The following is an 18,060-nucleotide window of genomic DNA, read 5'->3' as shown; positions in this document are numbered from 1 at the left end:
CAGAAATACTCGATTGATATTGTTTTTGATAATATCCACTATTTACTTCTCGGATTCATTTAGTTAATTGATGATAACGCTAAATGTATGAATCTGTAGCTTTGGATTGCGCGTTTGCTTTGTGCGGCTATGATTTCATACATAATGTTGTGCGCTTTTTAAGTTTCTTTAACCAACTTGTCTTAACCAATCTCTACAAATACTCTCAATTCGCTCTATTTCGATCTCAGGTAAAACACCAGTATGCATAATAATATTTCTTGACATTTCAAGATCATTAAATCTAGAGTTTATCCAATGCTGGTCTGGAAATAGATCTGAAAAATCATCCCAGTTATTAATGATTATTTGACATAATTGACCAAAAAATGTATACCCAATGTTAGTCGCAGATCGCTGTGCATGGTAACGATTGAGTTTCTCTTTCTCCTTTAGTTTACTTACGCTATCCTGAATTTTAGTGGGTATTTTATCTTTCCACCAAGCAGGGCCGTGTCTTTCTGCCAATCTTTCTTGAATTAATTCACGAACAGCATTTTCTAAGCAAAAGAAAACTGTAAAAACTGATGACATCTTAGTTGCATCATAGATTATTCTAGGACTAAAATCTGATTCTTCAATTCTACTTACGCCTTTTAATTTTTGTCCTTCTCGAACCGATATTCCACTTTTTTCTAATTTATCTAAGCTGTCATCAAGTAATAATCCATTGAAAATAAATTCTTTAAGTTTTTTAGAATTTTTCATTTACATCAAATTTTCTTTTATGCTCTTGAATATTGCATTGTAAACTGCTATATCTGTTGTAGCCGGTAGGTGTATCTGAATATTGTAATGGAAATCTGGTGAGCCGGGGATAGAAATTGAAGGTTTTTGGTCTGGTTTTTTAGTTTGTTCCTTTTTAGGCTCTGTCTTTTCTTCTTGTTTACTTTCTGTTTCCGGTGAAGGCTCATCAAATTCTGCTATGTCTGTTAAAGTTTTGTAAGTTGCATAAAACCTATTAACTGCTGTTTCATCTTTTCCGGTAACTCTACTTATTGCACCTTTTATCTCATCTTCATTAGCTTCATGTATTTGGGTGTTTATTGCGTATAAGTCACTGTATAGCTCTTTTATTTGCTCACCTAAAACGAATCTGTATCTTGTTGTATCTCTTAAATCCTTATACTTTTCTGTAGGCGTACTATTGTCATTCAGAAATCCTAATTTCTTTAGTAAGGGTATTATAGCACGATCATTTGTGCTAGCGAATCCTAATTGTTTTAAAAAGGCGTGGGTAAATTTATTAGGTTCTGAAGCCTTTTTTAGCTTGTCTAGAATTTGGGAAATTTTCCCGTTTGCTACCATATATGGAAATGAATCAGCCATAATTTCTATTTTTTGTTTTTAAAATATAAGGATAAGACACCCTTGATTGCACCATTCTTATCAGTTTTTTGCATACTTTCCAGTTTTGTTTGCAATTCCTTTATTGCACTAGTATTACCTAGAATAATTTGTAGAGCTTCATATCTCAGGAATGAATTGCTGTCATCTAATGAAGTAATTAGAAAGTTCTTGATTAAATCATTTTGGAACGGTTCTATATTGTTTCTGTAAAGGATCACATCTAGAACCATAGCTGCCGCAATTCTATGTCCTGTGTCCTTTGAATTAATTAATGGTTCAATATCATTAGGAGTTAATCCAATGCTATACTCCTTTATCTGTGATTCTAAAATTCTTCTTTGATCAAAACTTGAATTTGAATACCGCTCTCCTAATTGTTTTATAACTTCAAGTTGAGTCAGCACTGTATTTGAAATCAATTGATTAATTTCTTCCGATTGTTCCTCACCTGATTCAGCTGCTTTTTTCTTTACATTTTCAACTTGCTTGAGGTTTGCTGATAGTATACCAGGAATTTCTATTTTTTCACTTTCTTCAGTTATTCTATTAATAAGACGTCTCAGTTGCTTTCTAAAAATCAACAATACAATTGATAGAAATATTGGCCAAATTAATGTGCTTAGGTATTTATGAAGAAGTTCCCAATCTATTTCACACATTCTATATCATTTTAATTGCGCACAACAACCGAATATAAACTATAGCACATATTCACTATTGGCTTAGTGGTTTATATTCGCAATATCTGTCAAATATACACCATTGTATTTTTATAAGTCAATTAATCATTGATATAGTTTAATTATTAATTGACAAACCATTGATTAAGCTACTATCTATGCTGGTCGATAAGAATAACATTACCATCGGGGTCAGTGATGGTGAAGCTGGCAGGGCCTGTGCTTGAGCTATCAATTTCTTTACCTGTATCAACTCCTTCCTTGGTAAGGTGTTGTTGAATTTTACGAACATCATCAAAGTCGGTAAGGTTTTCAGCGTTTTCATTCCAGCCCGGATTAAAGGTGAGAATATTTTCTGGAAACATTCCCTGGAAAAGCCCAATTAAGGCGTTTCCATTTTTCATGATGAGATAATTTTGTTTCATATCTCCTCCAAAAACGGTGAAACCCATTTTTTCATAAAATTCCTTTGAGGTGGTTAGGTCTTTTACACTCAGACTAATTGAAAATGCTCCTAGTTTCATGGCTGTGGTTTATTGATGAGATAATTCTCAATTTAATAATTTACAGAATGTGATTAAAGCCAATTATTAGAAAATTATTTTCAAAACCGTTGTTCCAGGTGCAGAAGAAAACGAAATCGTACCATTATGCATTCGGATGATCTGGCGGCAAAGTGCCAGGCCAATACCAGAACCATTGTCTTTAGTAGTGAAAAAAGGAATAAAAATCTTATCAGCTTTATCCACGTCAATGCCCGAACCGTTGTCTTCAACAATGAGTGTTGTTTGCTCGCCACTCGTAGCTCTAATTATGATTTGAGGATTTTCAACGCCATGCACAGCGTCTATCGCATTTTTTATAAGGTTAATAAGCACCTGTTCTATTAAGGAAGGATCGGCTAGCATGGTCAAGCCCATATCAACGTCAACCTCCTGTTTAATATGTGTCAGTTCCTTTTGAAAAAGAAGCAATACACGTTCTACTAGTGGCTTAACTTCTACTTTTTGAAAATTGGGAGCCGGTATTTTAGTGAGTTTTTTATAGGCTTCTGTAAAATTCTCCAGGCCTGCACTGCGATGATGGATGGCCTCTAATCCCTGGGCGAGTTTATCAATGTCTGCAGGGTTAGATTTTGCATTGGCGGCAATCTGTTTGAGGGTTTCAGAAAGGGAGGTGATGGGCGTAACGGAGTTCATAATCTCATGGGTAAGTACCCGAATGAGTTTTTGCCAGGCTTCCATTTCAGTGCTGTCCAACTCGTTTTTTATGTTCTGGAAGGAAATGAGTTTATAATACTCGTTATCCAATTTAAATTCCGTTGCATGAATAGAAAGGTGCAGTAAATCCCCACCTAACTGAATTTTAAGAAGTTTATTTTCTTTGGGCTTAATATCACGAAGGAATTCTGGCAGTTGGGGATCTATGGAGCTCAGGTTGTTTAAAAAAGCCACTTGTTTTCTACCCAATAAGCGCTGTAGCGCCTGGTTCATTAAATGTATTCGCTCTTTTCTATCGAAACTGAGAATCCCTACTCGAACATGATCCACCAAAGCTTCTAGGTACAGATGTTGAATTTCTTTGGCAGAGCTTATTTGCTCAAACTTATGTGTGATTTTGTTGAAGGCCGTATATAGTTGATTAAATGATTTACCCTTACCACTTTCTGAAAACTTAGTTGTAAAATCATTCTGAAGTAATGCCAATAAAAATGAAGTAAAATCCCGGTTGGTTCTATCGATATATCGGAAAAACTCAACAATGGAAATGATGAAGAACACCACTAAATACACGGCCCTTAGATAATGGATTTCTACAAAAACATAGTAAAGGAATAGGGCCATGATGAGCATCATAATGAGCAGTCGGATGGCAATATTTAAACGGAAGTTTTTAACCATTATAATCCATATTTTTCCATTCTCCTATACATGGCACCTCGTGATAGACCCAACTCTTTAGACGCATGACTTATGTTACCATTATGCTTTTTTATCGCCTTTTTTATGGCCCAGGCTTCGATATTTTCCAGATCGTAGCTATCAAATTCATTAATTTCTTGAGTGCTCACACTCAAGAAACCAAAGTCTTGAGCTGTTAACTCCGTTCCTTCTGCTAAAATTGCAGCTCTTTCTACGGCATGCTGTAGCTCACGCACATTGCCTGGCCAGCGATGCCGCTTTAATTCTTCGAGGGCGTTGTCATCTAACTGGAACCGTTCTTTATGGTATTTATGCTCATACTTTCTTAAAAAATGATTCACAAGCTCTTCAATATCCGAAACCCGTTCGCTCAATGGTGGTAGGTTTAACTCCACCGTATTGATTCTATAGTAAAGATCTTCTCTAAACCTGCCTTCTTCAACGGCCTTTTTAAGATTTAGATTGGTCGCACACAAAACACGTACGTCAATATCAACAGGCATGTTGGAACCCACTTTGGTGATTTGCCTTCGCTGGAGAACGGTCAATAGCTTTGTCTGAAGGTTAGGCGGAAGATTGCCAATTTCATCTAAAAATATGGTGCCACCAGATGCGGCCTCGAACCGACCAATCCTTTCCTCACGCGCATCAGTAAAAGCCCCTTTTTTATGACCAAACAACTCACTTTCAAATAAATTTTCAGGAAATGTACCGAGGTCTACAGCTATAAATACTTCATTAGCCCGGGCAGAGTTTTTATGAATAGCACGTGCGGCTACTTCCTTGCCGGTTCCATTTTCGCCAAGTATTAAAACATCCGCATCCGTTGGAGCTACTTTTGTAATAAGCTTTTGAATGTCTTTCATGGCTTGCGAGGAGCCAATCATATCACCAAATTGATAATCGATGTTGGAGCTGATGATCTTCTCACGCGACTCCAATTGTTTCACTCGCTTCTCCTTGGTGAAGAGTTCTAATGCATTTTTAATTGTAACGATAAGTTTTTCATTTTGCCAGGGCTTCACAATAAAGTCGATTGCTCCTGTTTTCATAGCTTCTACGGCAATATCAACTTCGCCATAAGCAGTCATTAATATTACCTTGGTAGCCGGACTTATCTCATTGATTTTCTTCAGCCATTTTAACCCTTCTTTACCTGTGGTTTCACCTTGTCTGAAGTTCATGTCCAACAAAACCACGTCAAATGAATGTTCGTTGAAAGCCTCAGTTATCTGGTTGGGGTTGTTGATTTTTTTAACCGTGGAGAAATGTTGTTCTAAAAGCAACTGAGCAGATAGAAGGATTAGATCGTCATCATCAACAATTAGAATGTTAGCTGTCGCTTTTGCCATACTTAGCCAAATGTAATTTGATCTGGCTGAAATTTACGAATAACTGCCCATAAATGGACAGTTTAATGTTGTATGCGTGGACAGTTATGTAATTTAGTAAGAGATATTAGTTTGTAACTGTTTGATAATCAATAAAATGAATTTATTGGCATGCACTTGGAAGGTGAAATACTCAAAACAACAACACAATGGTCAAAAATTATCTCAAAATTGCGATACGAAGCTTACTGAAACATAAACTCTTCTCGCTAATCAACATTCTAAGTTTAACGGTGGGGCTCACTTGTTCTATTCTTCTGTTTTTATATGTGCAGGATGAGCTGAGCTTCGATAAATTCAACACTAAAAAAGACTCTATTTACAGAGTTGTTCAAGACACTTATTTGCCCGATGGAAGTCTACAGTGGCAGGGGATATTTCATGCCATTCGTTTAGGCCCTGTAATGGAAGAGGAAATCCCGGAGGTGAAATCTTTCGCCAGATTTGCAAAGCCTTTTGGAGAACCAGGCTATTACTTAAAAGGCGATGGTGAAAGTTTGTATAATTATGTTTTATTCGGTGATTTTTCTGTTTTTCAATCCTTTGATTTTCCAATTATAAGAGGAAGTGTTAAAGATGCTGATCCGAAATCAGTAGTGCTCACAGAAGATGCTGCAAAGAAGTACTATGGTTCTACAGAAGCGGTTGGTAAAACCATGAGCATCCGTATAAATGATATATTTACAGATTTTACTGTTGTTGCAGTAGCAAAAAACCTTCCTTCTAATTCAAGTATCCAATTTGATGTGCTTATCTCATTCGATTATCAAACCGAGATAGGCGAGTTTAAGCAATGGGTTGATGAATGGGGTTTTGGAGCAATAATTACTTATGTGGAGCTAAATGAAGGGGCTACCCCTGAAACGCTTGATGGGTCTTTAGCCAGTATATTAAACAAGCATTACCCCTATTATAAGGAAGTGGCAGAAGAGCGAGGTTATAAAAGTGTTAAGGATTATAGAGTATTAAAGCTGGAGCCGCTGACAGCTATTCATTTTAATATCAAGGTCACAGAAGGGTTGGTGGCATCCAGTGACCCTACCTATAGTTTTATCCTCATAGGTCTGGTAGTAGGTATTCTGGGTATTGCATGTTTCAATTTTATGAACCTAAGCCTGGGAAGAAGTGCTTACAGAATTAAAGAAGTTGGACTTAGAAAAACGGTTGGGGCAGTTAAAAGTCAATTAGTAAGTCAGTTTTTAGGTGAGTCAATATTACTTTCATTCTTCTCTTTGTTAGTGGCATTCCTGTTAGCTGATTTGTTACTACCATTATTTAATCAGCTTACAAATAAGCCCCTATCTATTGATGCCTTATATTCAATAGATTCTACTCTTCTTTTAGTAGGTATAACGCTATTTCTTGGATTGATTTCAGGTTTCTACCCGGCCTTCGTCATTTCTAAATTTAATATCAAAGATACGCTTAGTGGTATAAGGTTGCAGCGCAATACCTTTCTCTCTAAAGTTTTAATCGCCTTGCAATTTTCTATTGCTTGCCTGCTCGTTATTGGAATGCTGGCTATGAACAAGCAGACCCATTACTTACTCAACAAAGATTTGGGGTTTGATTCTAAACAGGTTATCAGCCTTAAAAATGCCAAAATTGGAGAGAATACTATCTATTCGCATTTTAAAAATACATTATTAGCTCACAGCGGAATCTATTCTTTAACATCAGCTAACCAGACATTTGCCAATCCTTCCGGTTTAGGAGGCAGAGGGTTTACCTACAAAGGTGAGCGTAAACGGGTGGGAATCATTTCAGTTACGGATGATTATATGAAGACCATGGGCATTTCTCTGGCTGATGGTAGAGGTTTCTCCAAGACTGCAAAAGAGAATGCAGTGATCATTAATCAGGCGTGTGCGAAAGACTTCGAGCTAAATACCAATGATACGTTTGGGGAACTTACAAGCTCTGTAAATACAGATCCAATAATTGCCGGAGTGATGAACGATTTTAATTACTCTTCATTAAAAACAGAAGTTTTTCCCATGCTCATTAATAAAACTGATAATGATAATCTAGGACACATATTTATAAAACTTACTGGCACTAATACAAAGGAAACAATTGCCTTTATTGAAGAAAAATGGAACGAGGTGGCTAATGAATTGCCTTTTGAATATGCTTTTCTCAATGATACCATGAAAGCACAGTATGACTCTGAACAGCGATGGGGCAATATCATTACTTATTCCATGACTATTACAGTCTTGCTTTCGTGTATGGGACTCTTCGGTATGGTAGCACTTGGGTTAGAATCCAAAAAGCGAGAAATAAGTATTAGAAAGGTTTTTGGAGCGAGAGTTAGCAACATAGTTTGGCTCATTTCTAATTCTTATTTAAAAATTCTTTTGGTTGCATATCTTATCGCTGTTCCTTTTGCCTATTACTTTATTTCAGATTGGTTGAGCACATTTACTTATCAAGTTGATCTGGGCTACTCCATATTCATAATTGGGACAGGTCTTGTTTTTCTAATAGCATTTATCACGGTAAGCTTAAAAACAATCAATGCGGCTCGATCTAACCCTGTAAAGCATTTAAGAAGCGAATAAACTCAAAACAACAACACAATGCTTAAAAACTATTTTAAAATCGCGATTCGAAGCATCATCAAGCAGAAGTTTCATTCTGTGGTGAACATATTCGGCCTTACAGTGGGCCTCACTAGTGTAATGCTTATTTCACTTTATGTGATCGATGAGTTGAGCTTTGATAAATTTCATGAAAATCATGAAGACATTTATCGGGTAGTAGAAAATCAATACTACACCGGCCAGCCAGTATTTCCGGTAGCAGTAACTCCGGCACCTTTGGCTCCTTTTCTTAAAGAGAATTTTTCGCAAGTGACTAATTCCACAAGAGTGGCCTTGACTTATGACAGATTTAAATCTGATGACTTGTCATTTGTGGAGGAAGGAGCGTATGTGGATAAGGATTTCTTCGAGATCTTCAGTTTCAAGCTAGTCAAAGGAGATAAAACCACACTCTTCGATGACATTAAATCGGTTGTTATTAATCAGGATCTGGCAAAAAAATACTTCAACACAGAAGACCCAATAGGAAAGTTTTTAAATGTTGATAACGAGGAAATGCTAGTAACGGGAGTATATGAAAAAATGCCTGACAATTCGCATCTGAAGCTGGATTACTTACTCTCTATGGAGTATGTTATCAGTGTTGTAGATGGTTATGAGAACTGGAGCAACAATAGGCTATATACTTACATAAAGGTGAGTGAAGGTCATTCTTTTAATGACTTAAATGAACAAGTTAAAGATATTTTAAAGGACAATGTAGATGAGGGAGATGGTAACGCCACTGCTGATTTGTATTTGCAACCATTAGCAGACATTCACCTTGGCAGAGTGAACTTTACGGCTGATATCGATCGCAAAGGCAGTCAGGATTACGTAAATATTTTCTCTATTGTAGCCATCTTTATTTTACTCATTGCCTGCATTAATTTCATGAACCTTTCAACGGCCAGGTCAGAAAAACGAGCGAAAGAAGTGGGGCTCAGAAAAACAATTGGTGCCACAAGAAACCAGCTCATCTTTCAGTTCTTGGGCGAGTCTGTACTCATGTCATGTGTGGCAGTGATTTTTGCTGTTTTGTTTACAGATTTGCTGCTGCCTTATTTTAACCAACTAGCAGACAAAAACCTTGAGATAAGCACTTTTACGAGTGGTTCCAGTTTGCAGCTGGGTGTAATTATATCTCTATGCGCATTAATAACAGGGATTTTAGCAGGTAGCTATCCGGCTTTGTTCCTTTCGTCATTTCAACCCGTAAGAGTGCTTAAATCACAAAATACTGGAGGTGGAAAGCTACTGAGAAAAATACTCGTTGTCATTCAATTTTCAATTTCCATCGTTCTGATTATTGGTACACTCACCATTTCTAACCAGTTGGATTTTATTCTAGCTAAGGATTTAGGTATCAATAAAGAACAAGTGATTTACTCAAAGGCTGTCTCAAATAATCACAAAGTATTCAGACAAAAACTGTTAGATCTACCAACTATTAAAATGGTTACGCGATCAAACCAACATCCGGCCTATGTGCTTAACTCTACTTCTGGCCTTAGCTGGGATGGTGCTAATCCTGATGAAACCATCTTAATCCATAATGTAAATGTGGACCCAGACTATCTGGAGACTTTGGAGATTGAACTTTTGGAAGGAAGAAACTTCTCATACGATAACCCAGGAGATAGCAACCAGACGGTTCTTATTAACGAAACAGCGGCTAAACTGATGGGCTTCAAAGAGCCTGTAGGAAGTAATATTTATGCCGGTGATTTTAAGCTACCTGTTATTGGCGTGGTAAAGGATTTTAATTTCAAATCGGTTCACGATGAAATCGAACCTTTAGTTATTTTTTATAACCCATCGGCCATGTATCGCACCATGATTAAAATTAATGGGAGCAATGTGAAGAATACAGTGGCAGAAATTGAAAATGTGTGGAAAGAACTCAATCCTGGTGCTTCATTTGACTATCACTTTTTAGATGATGATTACAATAAGTTGTATGCTTCTGAGCAACGAACTTCTAAACTGTTTTCTTACTTTTCAGCGCTGGCAATTATAATTTCTTGTTTAGGGCTTTTCGGTTTGGCCTCTTATGTGGCAGAGCAGCGAACCAAGGAAATAAGCATTCGCAAAGTTCTGGGTGCTCCGCTTCACAAACTGTTCATACTAGTTTCGAAAGACTTCACCATATTAGTAATTATTGCCTTTTTAATATCCGTACCTGTAGGATGGTATTTTATGGATCAGTGGCTTTCAGGTTTTGCCTATCGAGTGAATTTGAGCCCGATGGTATTTATTTTGTCAGGAGCAATGGCATTACTAATAGCCATTGTTACAGTGAGTTTTCAATCATTAAATGCAGCTACTTCTAACCCCGTTAAATCACTTCGAAGTGAATAAAAACTAACTTATGCTCAAGAATTATTTTAAAATCGCCCTTAGAAATTTACAGAGAGGTAAAGCGTATGCCTTCATCAACATTGTTGGCCTTACTGTTGGGCTAACGGGAGCCTGTTTATTAAGTATGCACATTAAAAATGAGCTTACCTTCGATAAATTTCATTCTAAATCAGACCGAATTGCTCGCATTGTGGAAGAACAAACAACCCTGGATAATGTACGTTTGATTGGCAGAACATCTTATTTAACTGGGCCAGAGCTTTTAAATGAATTTGATCGAATTCAAGAGCAAACCAGGATTCTTCAGCCTTTGGGTCATTTAGATATTGTCTGGAATGGTGAACGAATAAGTGAACGTGAATGGATTTTAGTAGATAGCACCTTCTTCAATGTTTTTGACTTTCATCTGCTAGAAGGAGATAAGCAAACTGCCTTTGACAAACCCAATTCAGTAGTGTTATCCCAATCAACTGCTCAGAAATACTACGGAAATGAATCTCCGGTAGGGAAGATCATTGAATTCAGCGGAATGGAGCCTATGCTAGTGACGGGTGTGCTGGAAGATGTGCCAGCAACTTCTCATTTGCAATTTGACGTGATGATCACTATGAATTCAGCTATTCAAAATTTTCCGTGGTGGGAGCGATTAACCACCTCCACTCAATCTTTTGTTGCCTCAACCTATTTGGTGTTTGACAAACCTGAGTCAATTCAAGATGTGGCTGGTCGATTAGGCCAATGGACTTCTGAAAATAGGGACGAAGAATACAATGAAACAAGAAAGCTTATACTTCAGCCATTGGAGGAGGCTTATTTAAGTACTGATAATGTAGAGTTTGCCTTTTGTACCGTTTCCGGCAGTCAGGAGAACTTATACTTATTTGGGGCTATTGCTATTTTTCTAATTGTTATTGCATGCATTAATTACATTAACCTTGCGACCTCAAAATCTATGGAGCGAGCTAAAGAAATTGGTATACGAAAGGTTTCAGGTGCCTATCGTAATCAACTAATTGCACAGTTCTTAACGGAGTCTGTTGCCATTTCCATGATCTCATTTTTCCTTTCATTACTATGTATAGATTTGCTTTTGCCTAAATTCAGTGAGCTTACGGAGTCTACCATTAGCACTGCATTTACCCTACATAACTTGTTGCTTCTGGGAGGGTTGACATTATTTATCGGATTGTTTTCAGGGATTTATCCGGCAATCCACCTTTCCAGGATTCAGCCTGCAGTATCACTAAAATCTTCTAATATTCAATCTGGTGGGGCGGGGCTTAGAAAGGCATTGGTTATCACTCAATTTACACTATCCATATTTATGATTGTTGCCACGGTGGTAGTATCAAACCAAATGCAATTCTTGAAAAGTAAGGATTTGGGCTTTGATGAAGAGCGTATGTTGGTGATTGACATTAACAATGGTAATGTGCGCAATAGCTTCGAGGCCATGAAAAACGAATTCTCAAAAATAAATGGTGTTACTCAGGTTGCTTCATCTAGTAGGGTGCCAGGGGAGTGGAAGAATATTAGAGAAGTGATGGTGAAAAATACACAAAACGATTCATCCAACTGTTTTTTTATGGGCTTTGATGAGGCCATGATGGCTACCTATGATTTGAATCTTATGGAAGGCAGAAACTTTCAAGGAAATCTGGCGGAAGATTCTAGTACTGTTATTCTTAATCAGAATGCAGCCAAAATACTTGGCGAATTATCAGTGGGGGATGAAGTGAGATTGCCCGATGCGGAATACCCTATTAAAGTCATTGGCATCGTTGAAGATTTTAACTTTCAATCGTTGCATAATGAAATTGGACCGTTAGTCATTGGGTATTGGTCGAATACTGTGACAGTCATCGATTATTTCTCATTGAAAATTAGTGCTGGAGCAAGTTTGCAAAATGTGGTAGCAGGTGCGAAAAAAGTGCATGAGCAATTTGACGATACCACTCCCATGGAGTTCCATTTTCTAGATGAGCAAATCGATCAGTTTTACAGAACGGAGCAAAAGGCAGAGTCCATTTTTAGAATAGGTGCAGGGCTTACATTAGTTATTGCTTGTATGGGTTTATTCGGATTGGCTTCATTTGTTGTTCAAAAGCGAACCAAAGAAATTGGAATTAGAAAAATTTTAGGAGCATCTGAGTTCAACCTAATGGTTTTACTGTCCAAAACCTTCACCGCACAGGTTATAATTTCACTATTCATCGCTATACCACTTTCGTATTATGTGATGGATCAATGGCTCAATAACTTTGCCTACCGCAAAGAGATTAACGTCAGTTATTTTCTAATTGCCGGTTTACTGGCAGTTTCCATTGCGCTATTAACTGTAAGTTATAGAGTAGTAAGAGCAGCACTGCTTAATCCGGTAGATACACTTAGAAACGAGTAGAAAAGGTAATCTTTAAGGGCTATATTTAGGATAAATATATCTCTAAAGAATGAAAAAAAGCCTTTTTGTAATTCTAATTATTGTTTCTTCAGTGTCAGTTTTTAGCCAAAAAAACCTTAATCTTGATGAACTGGCAGAGAAACATACTCTCAAATCAATGCCATTGTTGTATGACTTGTTGAGCATACCTAATGATGCCAACTTTCCGGAAGATATTGAGAAGAACATTGTTTGGTGCGAAAAAGAATTTCAAAACCGACAGTTTAAAACCACACGAATTGAAACGGAAACAGTACCCTTGCTCTTGGCGGAAAGAAATGTTAAAAAGGCAAAGAAAACGGTGCTCATCTATCTGCAAATTGATGGTCAGCCAGTAGATACTTCCAAGTGGCATCAGGCAAATCCATACACACCAGCTTTAAAGAAACCTTTCAATGATTCTTGGGAAGAGATCGATTGGAGCAATATAACCTCTTATGAAGATGACTGGCGCGTTTTTGCCAGATCGGCTTCGGATGCAAAAGGTCCGGCAGCAATGTTTTTAGCTGCTATTGATGCTATTGACGAAAACAAAATCAATCCAAACTTTAATATGAAGGTGATCATGGACTTTGAAGAAGAGTTGGGCTCACCTCGTTTGCCAAAGGCTGTGATGGAGAACAAGGAGTTACTTAAATCTGATATGCTGGTCATTTTTGATGGCCCCATGCACATAACCAATGAACCAACATTGGTTTTTGGAGCTAGAGGAATTGCAACAGCTACTTTAACAACTTACGGCCCAATTGTGCCACAGCATAGCGGGCATTATGGAAACTATGCACCAAATCCGGCTTTACGACTTGCCAAGCTTTTGGCTTCCATGAAAGATGATAATGGTAGGGTAATAATTCCCGGCTACTATGACGGAATAGAATTGGACGAAACCACACAGGAATTGCTTCAGGCCGTACCTGACGATGAGGAGGAAATAAAAGAAAGGCTTCAGATTGCAGGAACCGACAATGTAGGTACTTATTATCAGGAGTCCATCCAATATCCGTCATTGAATATTCGAGGGATGCAATCAGGCTGGATTGATGAAGAGGCGCGTACTATTGTGCCTTCATGGGCGCGTGCTGAGTTGGATTTGCGTTTAGTTTTAGAGTCTGATCCTGAGCGACTTATCAGCTTAATCGAAGATCATATTGTGGAACAGGGGTATTATGTCATAGACAGGAAGCCAACAAAAGAAGAGCGATTGAAGTATGATAAAATCGCAACGTTTACCCATGAAGTTTCATACCAATCGTTTCGAACAGATTATAGTTCAGAGGTTGGTGTTTGGTTAAGAAAAGCGCTGATAAAAGCATTTGATAAAGAACCCATTATGGAGAGAATGGCAGGAGGCTCTATTCCTATTTCACCTTTTGTAGTAACGCTGGGTATACCTGCCGTACTTGTACCAACTGTTAACAGAGATAACAACCAACATAGCCCAAATGAAAATCTAAGGTTGGGCAATTACCGATTAGGAATTAAATCAATGATTTCTATTTTGTCGGAGGAGATGTGATAAGTCTGTGGAAAAAGTGATCTGTGGGAGTGGTCTGAGAAACACAGACAATGGTTAAGTACTCAACAAAGGCTCTGAATCATCCAACCTTACTAAGCCTCAAAGGCTTGGTAAGGTTAAAACCACAGAATTCTTTCAGGCTCAAATCCCAACTCTTCTTCTCGGTAATAAACCTTAGAGTCTAAAATTAAGCGCGTTGCAATAACAAGTTGCAATCGCACTAACTAAAATGTATTACTTCACAACTAGCGCAAGTCTATGACTTTTGATTAATAGTGATAACGAGAGTCTTTCACTTGGCAAAATGAAAAAAGGAACTAAAAAATGGCGCAAACAAAAAACGGGTTGAAAACCCTTCTGATTATAAGATGGCACAAGTTGCAAACTTGCTCCAGCGGTATCCTGACCGATGAAACCACATTCATTCATTCATAGAATATGTTTCCAGATTATTAATGGATGTGGATTTGAACTATTTCACCTTTTCTTCGCCATGCAGTTCCGTTGGTCAATGAGATCCAAGTTTGTTTACCAACTTTATATTCTTCTTCATCGTATTTCATTCCCTCTCTTGTTGTTGTGACGTTCACAAGTTCAAGTAAAAGTCGATTACCATCTTTATCAATTTCTTTGATAATTGCAGTTAGATCGCATCTGCCTTGGGTGTTCGTGAAGGCTCTAATCATTCCCATCTCGTAAAAGTAGTTTGTTAGAGTATCTCCAATGTTGTATTTTTCAATTGGTGCGACATAATATTTTTCTGGGTTGTTAACCATGTCTAAGTATAAATCAAGTTGTCCTTGAAAATCTATGTCCTTTCCTGAAAGTTGACGATGAAATGAAATCAATATCATATAAGTCATATCTTCAGGGTTTCTAACACCGAGGTTGTTGAAATACTCTGAGAGTTCGGACCCTTTCCAAAGTTTCCAGTCGTTCCTCATTTGAGTTCCGAGTCCAACGAAATTAGTTAGAGAAACTGCTTTTGATTCTTCCTCTTCTTCAATGAAGCTTGTTTTGAAGTTGTCGCTTAATAGGAAGTTTAGCCGTTCTAAGCAGCCGTTGATATCGGTTGGAATAACTTTCCAATCCTTGCGGGTTTGTCCAACGGAGTTCAGAGAAAGGAAAAGAAAAATTATTAAAAGGTTCCTCATGAGTTTAGCAGATATTGCAGGTAACATCCGAATATAGTCAATACACTATATTCTCTTATATAAGCCTGTTTAATTATTCTCAAATCACACTTTCAAATTCAACTTCAAACTCAATTCATCCAACTGAGCAGTATCCACTACACTTGGTGAGTCAATCATCACATCTCTGCCTGAATTATTTTTAGGGAAGGCGATGTAATCTCTAATAGAATCAGAGCCACCAAAGAGTGCACACAATCTATCAAAACCAAAGGCAATACCACCATGTGGAGGAGCGCCATATTCAAAAGCTTCCAGCAAGAAGCCGAACTGGGCTTGTGCTTCCTCTTCGGTAAAGCCTAATGCCTTGAACATTCGTTGTTGCACTGCTCTATCATGTATTCTTATCGATCCACCGCCAAGCTCTACGCCATTAACCACTAAGTCATAGGCATTGGCTTTTACATCGCCAGGAGTACTTTCTAACTTATCTAAATCTTCAGGTATTGGAGATGTAAATGGGTGGTGCATAGCGTGATAACGCTGAGATTCTTCGTCCCACTCTAACAATGGGAAGTCAACCACCCAAAGCAATTTGTATTCATTTTTCTTTCTTAGACCAAGCTCATTACCCATGTGGAGTCTCAGCTCATTCATGGCTTTTCTTGTATGGTCTGTATCGCCACTTAACACTAGTAATAAATCACCAGCTTTTGCATCCATCTTATCAGCCCACTCTTTTAAATCTTCTTGAGAGTAGAATTTGTCAACCGAAGATTTGAAAGACCCATCCTCATTACATTTTACATAAACCAAGCCTTTGGCACCCACTTGCGGACGTTTTACAAAGTCAGTAAGTGCATCTAGCTGTTTTCTAGAATATTCACCACAGCCCTTGGCATTAATACCAACCACTAGTTCAGCAGAATCAAATACATTAAATCCTTTGCCTTGAGCTACATCATTCAGCTCAACAAACTTCATATCAAAACGGATGTCAGGTTTATCAGAACCATAATATTTCATGGCATCATCGTACGGCATGTGCGGTACTTCACCAATATCGATGCCTTTTACTGTTTTAAATAGATGCCTCACCAACCCTTCAAACGTATCTAATACATCTTTACGCTCTACAAATGAAAGCTCACAGTCTATTTGTGTAAACTCTGGCTGGCGGTCGGCACGTAAATCTTCATCTCTGAAACACTTTACAATCTGATAGTATCTGTCAAACCCAGAAACCATTAGCAGCTGCTTAAAAGTCTGAGGCGACTGTGGCAGCGCATAAAACTCACCCGGATTCATTCTTGAAGGCACCACGAAATCTCTGGCACCTTCTGGCGTAGATTTTATCAATACAGGAGTTTCAACTTCAATAAAGTTTGAATTATCAAGATACGCACGAGTTTCACGCATCAACTGATGACGCAACTGAAGATTTCTTCTTACAGGTTCTCTACGTAAATCCAGATATCTGTATTTCATTCGTAGATCTTCGCCACCATCAGTCTCCGCTTCAATGGTAAAAGGGGGTACTTTAGCAGGATTAAGCACTTCAATGGCAGATACTTTTATCTCAATATCACCGGTAGGTATTTTATCATTTTTACTTAGGCGCTCAACCACCGTTCCTTTGGCCTGAATCACAAATTCACGCCCCAGCTTTGCTGCTTTTTTCAAAAGAGCCTCATCAGAAACACCTTCTTCTAATATCAATTGAGTGATGCCATATTTGTCACGTAAGTCAACCCAGATCAAACCGCCTTTATCACGGGTTTTTTGTACCCAGCCGGCCAATGTTATCTCTTTGTTTACATCCTCAATTCTTAATTCTCCGCAAGTGTGTGTCCTAAGCATTATAAATTTCTAATTTTGAAGCCGCAAAGTTAACGGTATTAAGTTTGTAGGAAAATATAACGTATAAAATTCGTTACATACACATGAAATTAGCAACCATCCTTTCATTATTGCTTGTATTTGTTACTTCAGACATGAAGTTGGTGAAAACCAAAGTAGGCGACTCGATAACAGTCAGTTTGCCATCAACGTTTTATCCTATGTCACCGCAGGACATTGCACAACGTTATCCGTCAGTAAGACAACCTATCGGTGCCTATACCAATGAAGATCGATTAGTGGACTTTAGCGTAAACGTTTCGGCAACACGTTGGAGATCTACAGATACCGAAATTGCCAAAGACTTTTTTAAGGCAAGTATTATGGAGATGTATGATCGTGTGGACTTTAAAACAGAGAAAATTGAAGTAGTGAATAACATGCGTTATATCATTTTTGAGTTTGATTCCCGAATAAATGGCGATAAATACTCTTTAGATCAGCAAGATGCTATTCGTAAATATTCATACTTAATGTACTTGTTGATCAATGGAAAAACCATTGTATTTAGCTTTAATGTACCTATTCAAATCAAGGATAAGTGGGTAGATACAGTGCCTGAAGTGATGAACAGCATTAAAGTAAAGCCAACTATCTAATGGGGTTATCTATTCACAGCGATGAGCACTTCATGAAAGAGGCCTTAAAACAGGCTAAAAATGCTTATGACCAGGGCGAAATACCTGTTGGAGCTGTGGTTGTAGCGAATAAGCAGATTATTGCAAGAGCTTATAACCAAACCGA

The 18,060-nt window shown here is 37.8% G+C and carries 14 protein-coding genes; 6 read left to right on the top strand and 8 right to left on the bottom strand.

Annotation, left to right across the window (positions count from 1 at the left end; translation table 11 throughout):
- Window positions 1–168: 168 nt before the first annotated feature.
- From RLO81_RS06725 to RLO81_RS06700, 6 genes are all read right to left on the bottom strand, one after another.
- Window positions 169–747 (bottom strand): Swt1 family HEPN domain-containing protein, encoded by a 579-nt coding sequence (locus RLO81_RS06725; RefSeq protein WP_350109049.1) that lies wholly within the window; start codon window positions 745–747, stop codon window positions 169–171.
- Window positions 748–1,368 carry a DUF5343 domain-containing protein gene (locus RLO81_RS06720; protein ID WP_350109046.1) on the bottom strand — a complete coding sequence of 207 codons (621 nt, stop codon included), beginning with the start codon at window positions 1,366–1,368 and terminating at the stop codon, window positions 748–750.
- A 5-nt stretch (window positions 1,369–1,373) separates the two neighbouring features.
- Window positions 1,374–2,048, bottom strand: coding sequence for a hypothetical protein (locus RLO81_RS06715; RefSeq protein WP_350109043.1), 675 nt, complete (start codon window positions 2,046–2,048; stop codon window positions 1,374–1,376).
- A 173-nt stretch (window positions 2,049–2,221) separates the two neighbouring features.
- Window positions 2,222–2,593 (bottom strand): VOC family protein, encoded by a 372-nt coding sequence (locus RLO81_RS06710; protein WP_350109040.1) that lies wholly within the window; start codon window positions 2,591–2,593, stop codon window positions 2,222–2,224.
- Window positions 2,594–2,659: 66 nt separating this feature from the next.
- Window positions 2,660–3,970 carry a sensor histidine kinase gene (locus RLO81_RS06705; protein WP_350109037.1) on the bottom strand — a complete coding sequence of 437 codons (1,311 nt, stop codon included), beginning with the start codon at window positions 3,968–3,970 and terminating at the stop codon, window positions 2,660–2,662.
- Complete coding sequence (locus tag RLO81_RS06700; protein ID WP_350109035.1) at window positions 3,970–5,343, bottom strand: sigma-54-dependent transcriptional regulator; 1,374 nt, start codon at window positions 5,341–5,343, stop codon at window positions 3,970–3,972. Before RLO81_RS06700 ends, RLO81_RS06705 begins: the two co-directional genes overlap by 1 nt.
- A gap of 188 nt (window positions 5,344–5,531) precedes the next feature.
- Here RLO81_RS06700 and RLO81_RS06695 point away from each other — a divergent pair, with 188 nt between their 5' ends.
- The 4 genes from RLO81_RS06695 to RLO81_RS06680 are packed head-to-tail and all read left to right on the top strand — an operon-like array spanning window position 5,532 to window position 14,284.
- Window positions 5,532–7,946 carry an ABC transporter permease gene (locus RLO81_RS06695; RefSeq protein WP_350109032.1) on the top strand — a complete coding sequence of 805 codons (2,415 nt, stop codon included), beginning with the start codon at window positions 5,532–5,534 and terminating at the stop codon, window positions 7,944–7,946.
- 18 nt (window positions 7,947–7,964) lie between these two features.
- Window positions 7,965–10,328: an ABC transporter permease gene (locus RLO81_RS06690; protein WP_350109029.1), complete on the top strand. Its 2,364-nt coding sequence runs from the start codon at window positions 7,965–7,967 to the stop codon at window positions 10,326–10,328.
- 10 nt (window positions 10,329–10,338) lie between these two features.
- Entirely contained in the window at window positions 10,339–12,729 is a 2,391-nt protein-coding gene (locus tag RLO81_RS06685) for an ABC transporter permease (protein WP_350109026.1), read from the top strand.
- Between the two features lie 49 nt (window positions 12,730–12,778).
- On the top strand, window positions 12,779–14,284 hold the full coding sequence (locus RLO81_RS06680; protein WP_350109023.1) for a M20/M25/M40 family metallo-hydrolase: 1,506 nt from the start codon (window positions 12,779–12,781) through the stop codon (window positions 14,282–14,284).
- A gap of 452 nt (window positions 14,285–14,736) precedes the next feature.
- Here the strand turns inward: RLO81_RS06680 and RLO81_RS06675 are convergent, their stop codons facing one another.
- Together RLO81_RS06675 and aspS are read right to left on the bottom strand one after the other, a co-directional pair.
- On the bottom strand, window positions 14,737–15,465 hold the full coding sequence (locus RLO81_RS06675; protein ID WP_350109020.1) for a DUF6794 domain-containing protein: 729 nt from the start codon (window positions 15,463–15,465) through the stop codon (window positions 14,737–14,739).
- Between the two features lie 57 nt (window positions 15,466–15,522).
- Window positions 15,523–17,277: an aspartate--tRNA ligase gene (gene aspS / locus RLO81_RS06670; RefSeq protein ID WP_350109017.1), complete on the bottom strand. Its 1,755-nt coding sequence runs from the start codon at window positions 17,275–17,277 to the stop codon at window positions 15,523–15,525.
- 83 nt (window positions 17,278–17,360) lie between these two features.
- Between aspS and RLO81_RS06665 the strand changes: the two genes are divergently transcribed.
- Window positions 17,361–17,915, top strand: coding sequence for a hypothetical protein (locus RLO81_RS06665; RefSeq protein WP_350109015.1), 555 nt, complete (start codon window positions 17,361–17,363; stop codon window positions 17,913–17,915).
- On the top strand, window positions 17,915–18,060 hold a 146-nt coding region (locus RLO81_RS06660; RefSeq protein WP_350109077.1), incomplete at its 3' end, for a deaminase. The genes RLO81_RS06665 and RLO81_RS06660, both read left to right, overlap by 1 nt.

It is taken from the genome of Fulvivirga sp., from assembly GCF_040220315.1.
GTDB lineage: Bacteria > Bacteroidota > Bacteroidia > Cytophagales > Cyclobacteriaceae > Fulvivirga.
This window is presented reverse-complemented; position numbering and strand designations above follow the sequence as displayed.

Coding starts and splice junctions, on each gene's coding strand:
- aspS (WP_350109017.1), bottom strand. CDS start 17,277: ATGCTTAGGACACACACTTGCGGAGAATTAAGAATTGAGGATGTAAAC.
- RLO81_RS06695 (WP_350109032.1), top strand. CDS start 5,532: ATGGTCAAAAATTATCTCAAAATTGCGATACGAAGCTTACTGAAACAT.
- RLO81_RS06685 (WP_350109026.1), top strand. CDS start 10,339: ATGCTCAAGAATTATTTTAAAATCGCCCTTAGAAATTTACAGAGAGGT.
- RLO81_RS06705 (WP_350109037.1), bottom strand. CDS start 3,970: ATGGTTAAAAACTTCCGTTTAAATATTGCCATCCGACTGCTCATTATG.
- RLO81_RS06720 (WP_350109046.1), bottom strand. CDS start 1,368: ATGGCTGATTCATTTCCATATATGGTAGCAAACGGGAAAATTTCCCAA.
- RLO81_RS06715 (WP_350109043.1), bottom strand. CDS start 2,048: ATGTGTGAAATAGATTGGGAACTTCTTCATAAATACCTAAGCACATTA.
- RLO81_RS06675 (WP_350109020.1), bottom strand. CDS start 15,465: ATGTTACCTGCAATATCTGCTAAACTCATGAGGAACCTTTTAATAATT.
- RLO81_RS06725 (WP_350109049.1), bottom strand. CDS start 747: ATGAAAAATTCTAAAAAACTTAAAGAATTTATTTTCAATGGATTATTA.
- RLO81_RS06680 (WP_350109023.1), top strand. CDS start 12,779: ATGAAAAAAAGCCTTTTTGTAATTCTAATTATTGTTTCTTCAGTGTCA.
- RLO81_RS06690 (WP_350109029.1), top strand. CDS start 7,965: ATGCTTAAAAACTATTTTAAAATCGCGATTCGAAGCATCATCAAGCAG.
- RLO81_RS06665 (WP_350109015.1), top strand. CDS start 17,361: ATGAAATTAGCAACCATCCTTTCATTATTGCTTGTATTTGTTACTTCA.
- RLO81_RS06710 (WP_350109040.1), bottom strand. CDS start 2,593: ATGAAACTAGGAGCATTTTCAATTAGTCTGAGTGTAAAAGACCTAACC.
- RLO81_RS06700 (WP_350109035.1), bottom strand. CDS start 5,343: ATGGCAAAAGCGACAGCTAACATTCTAATTGTTGATGATGACGATCTA.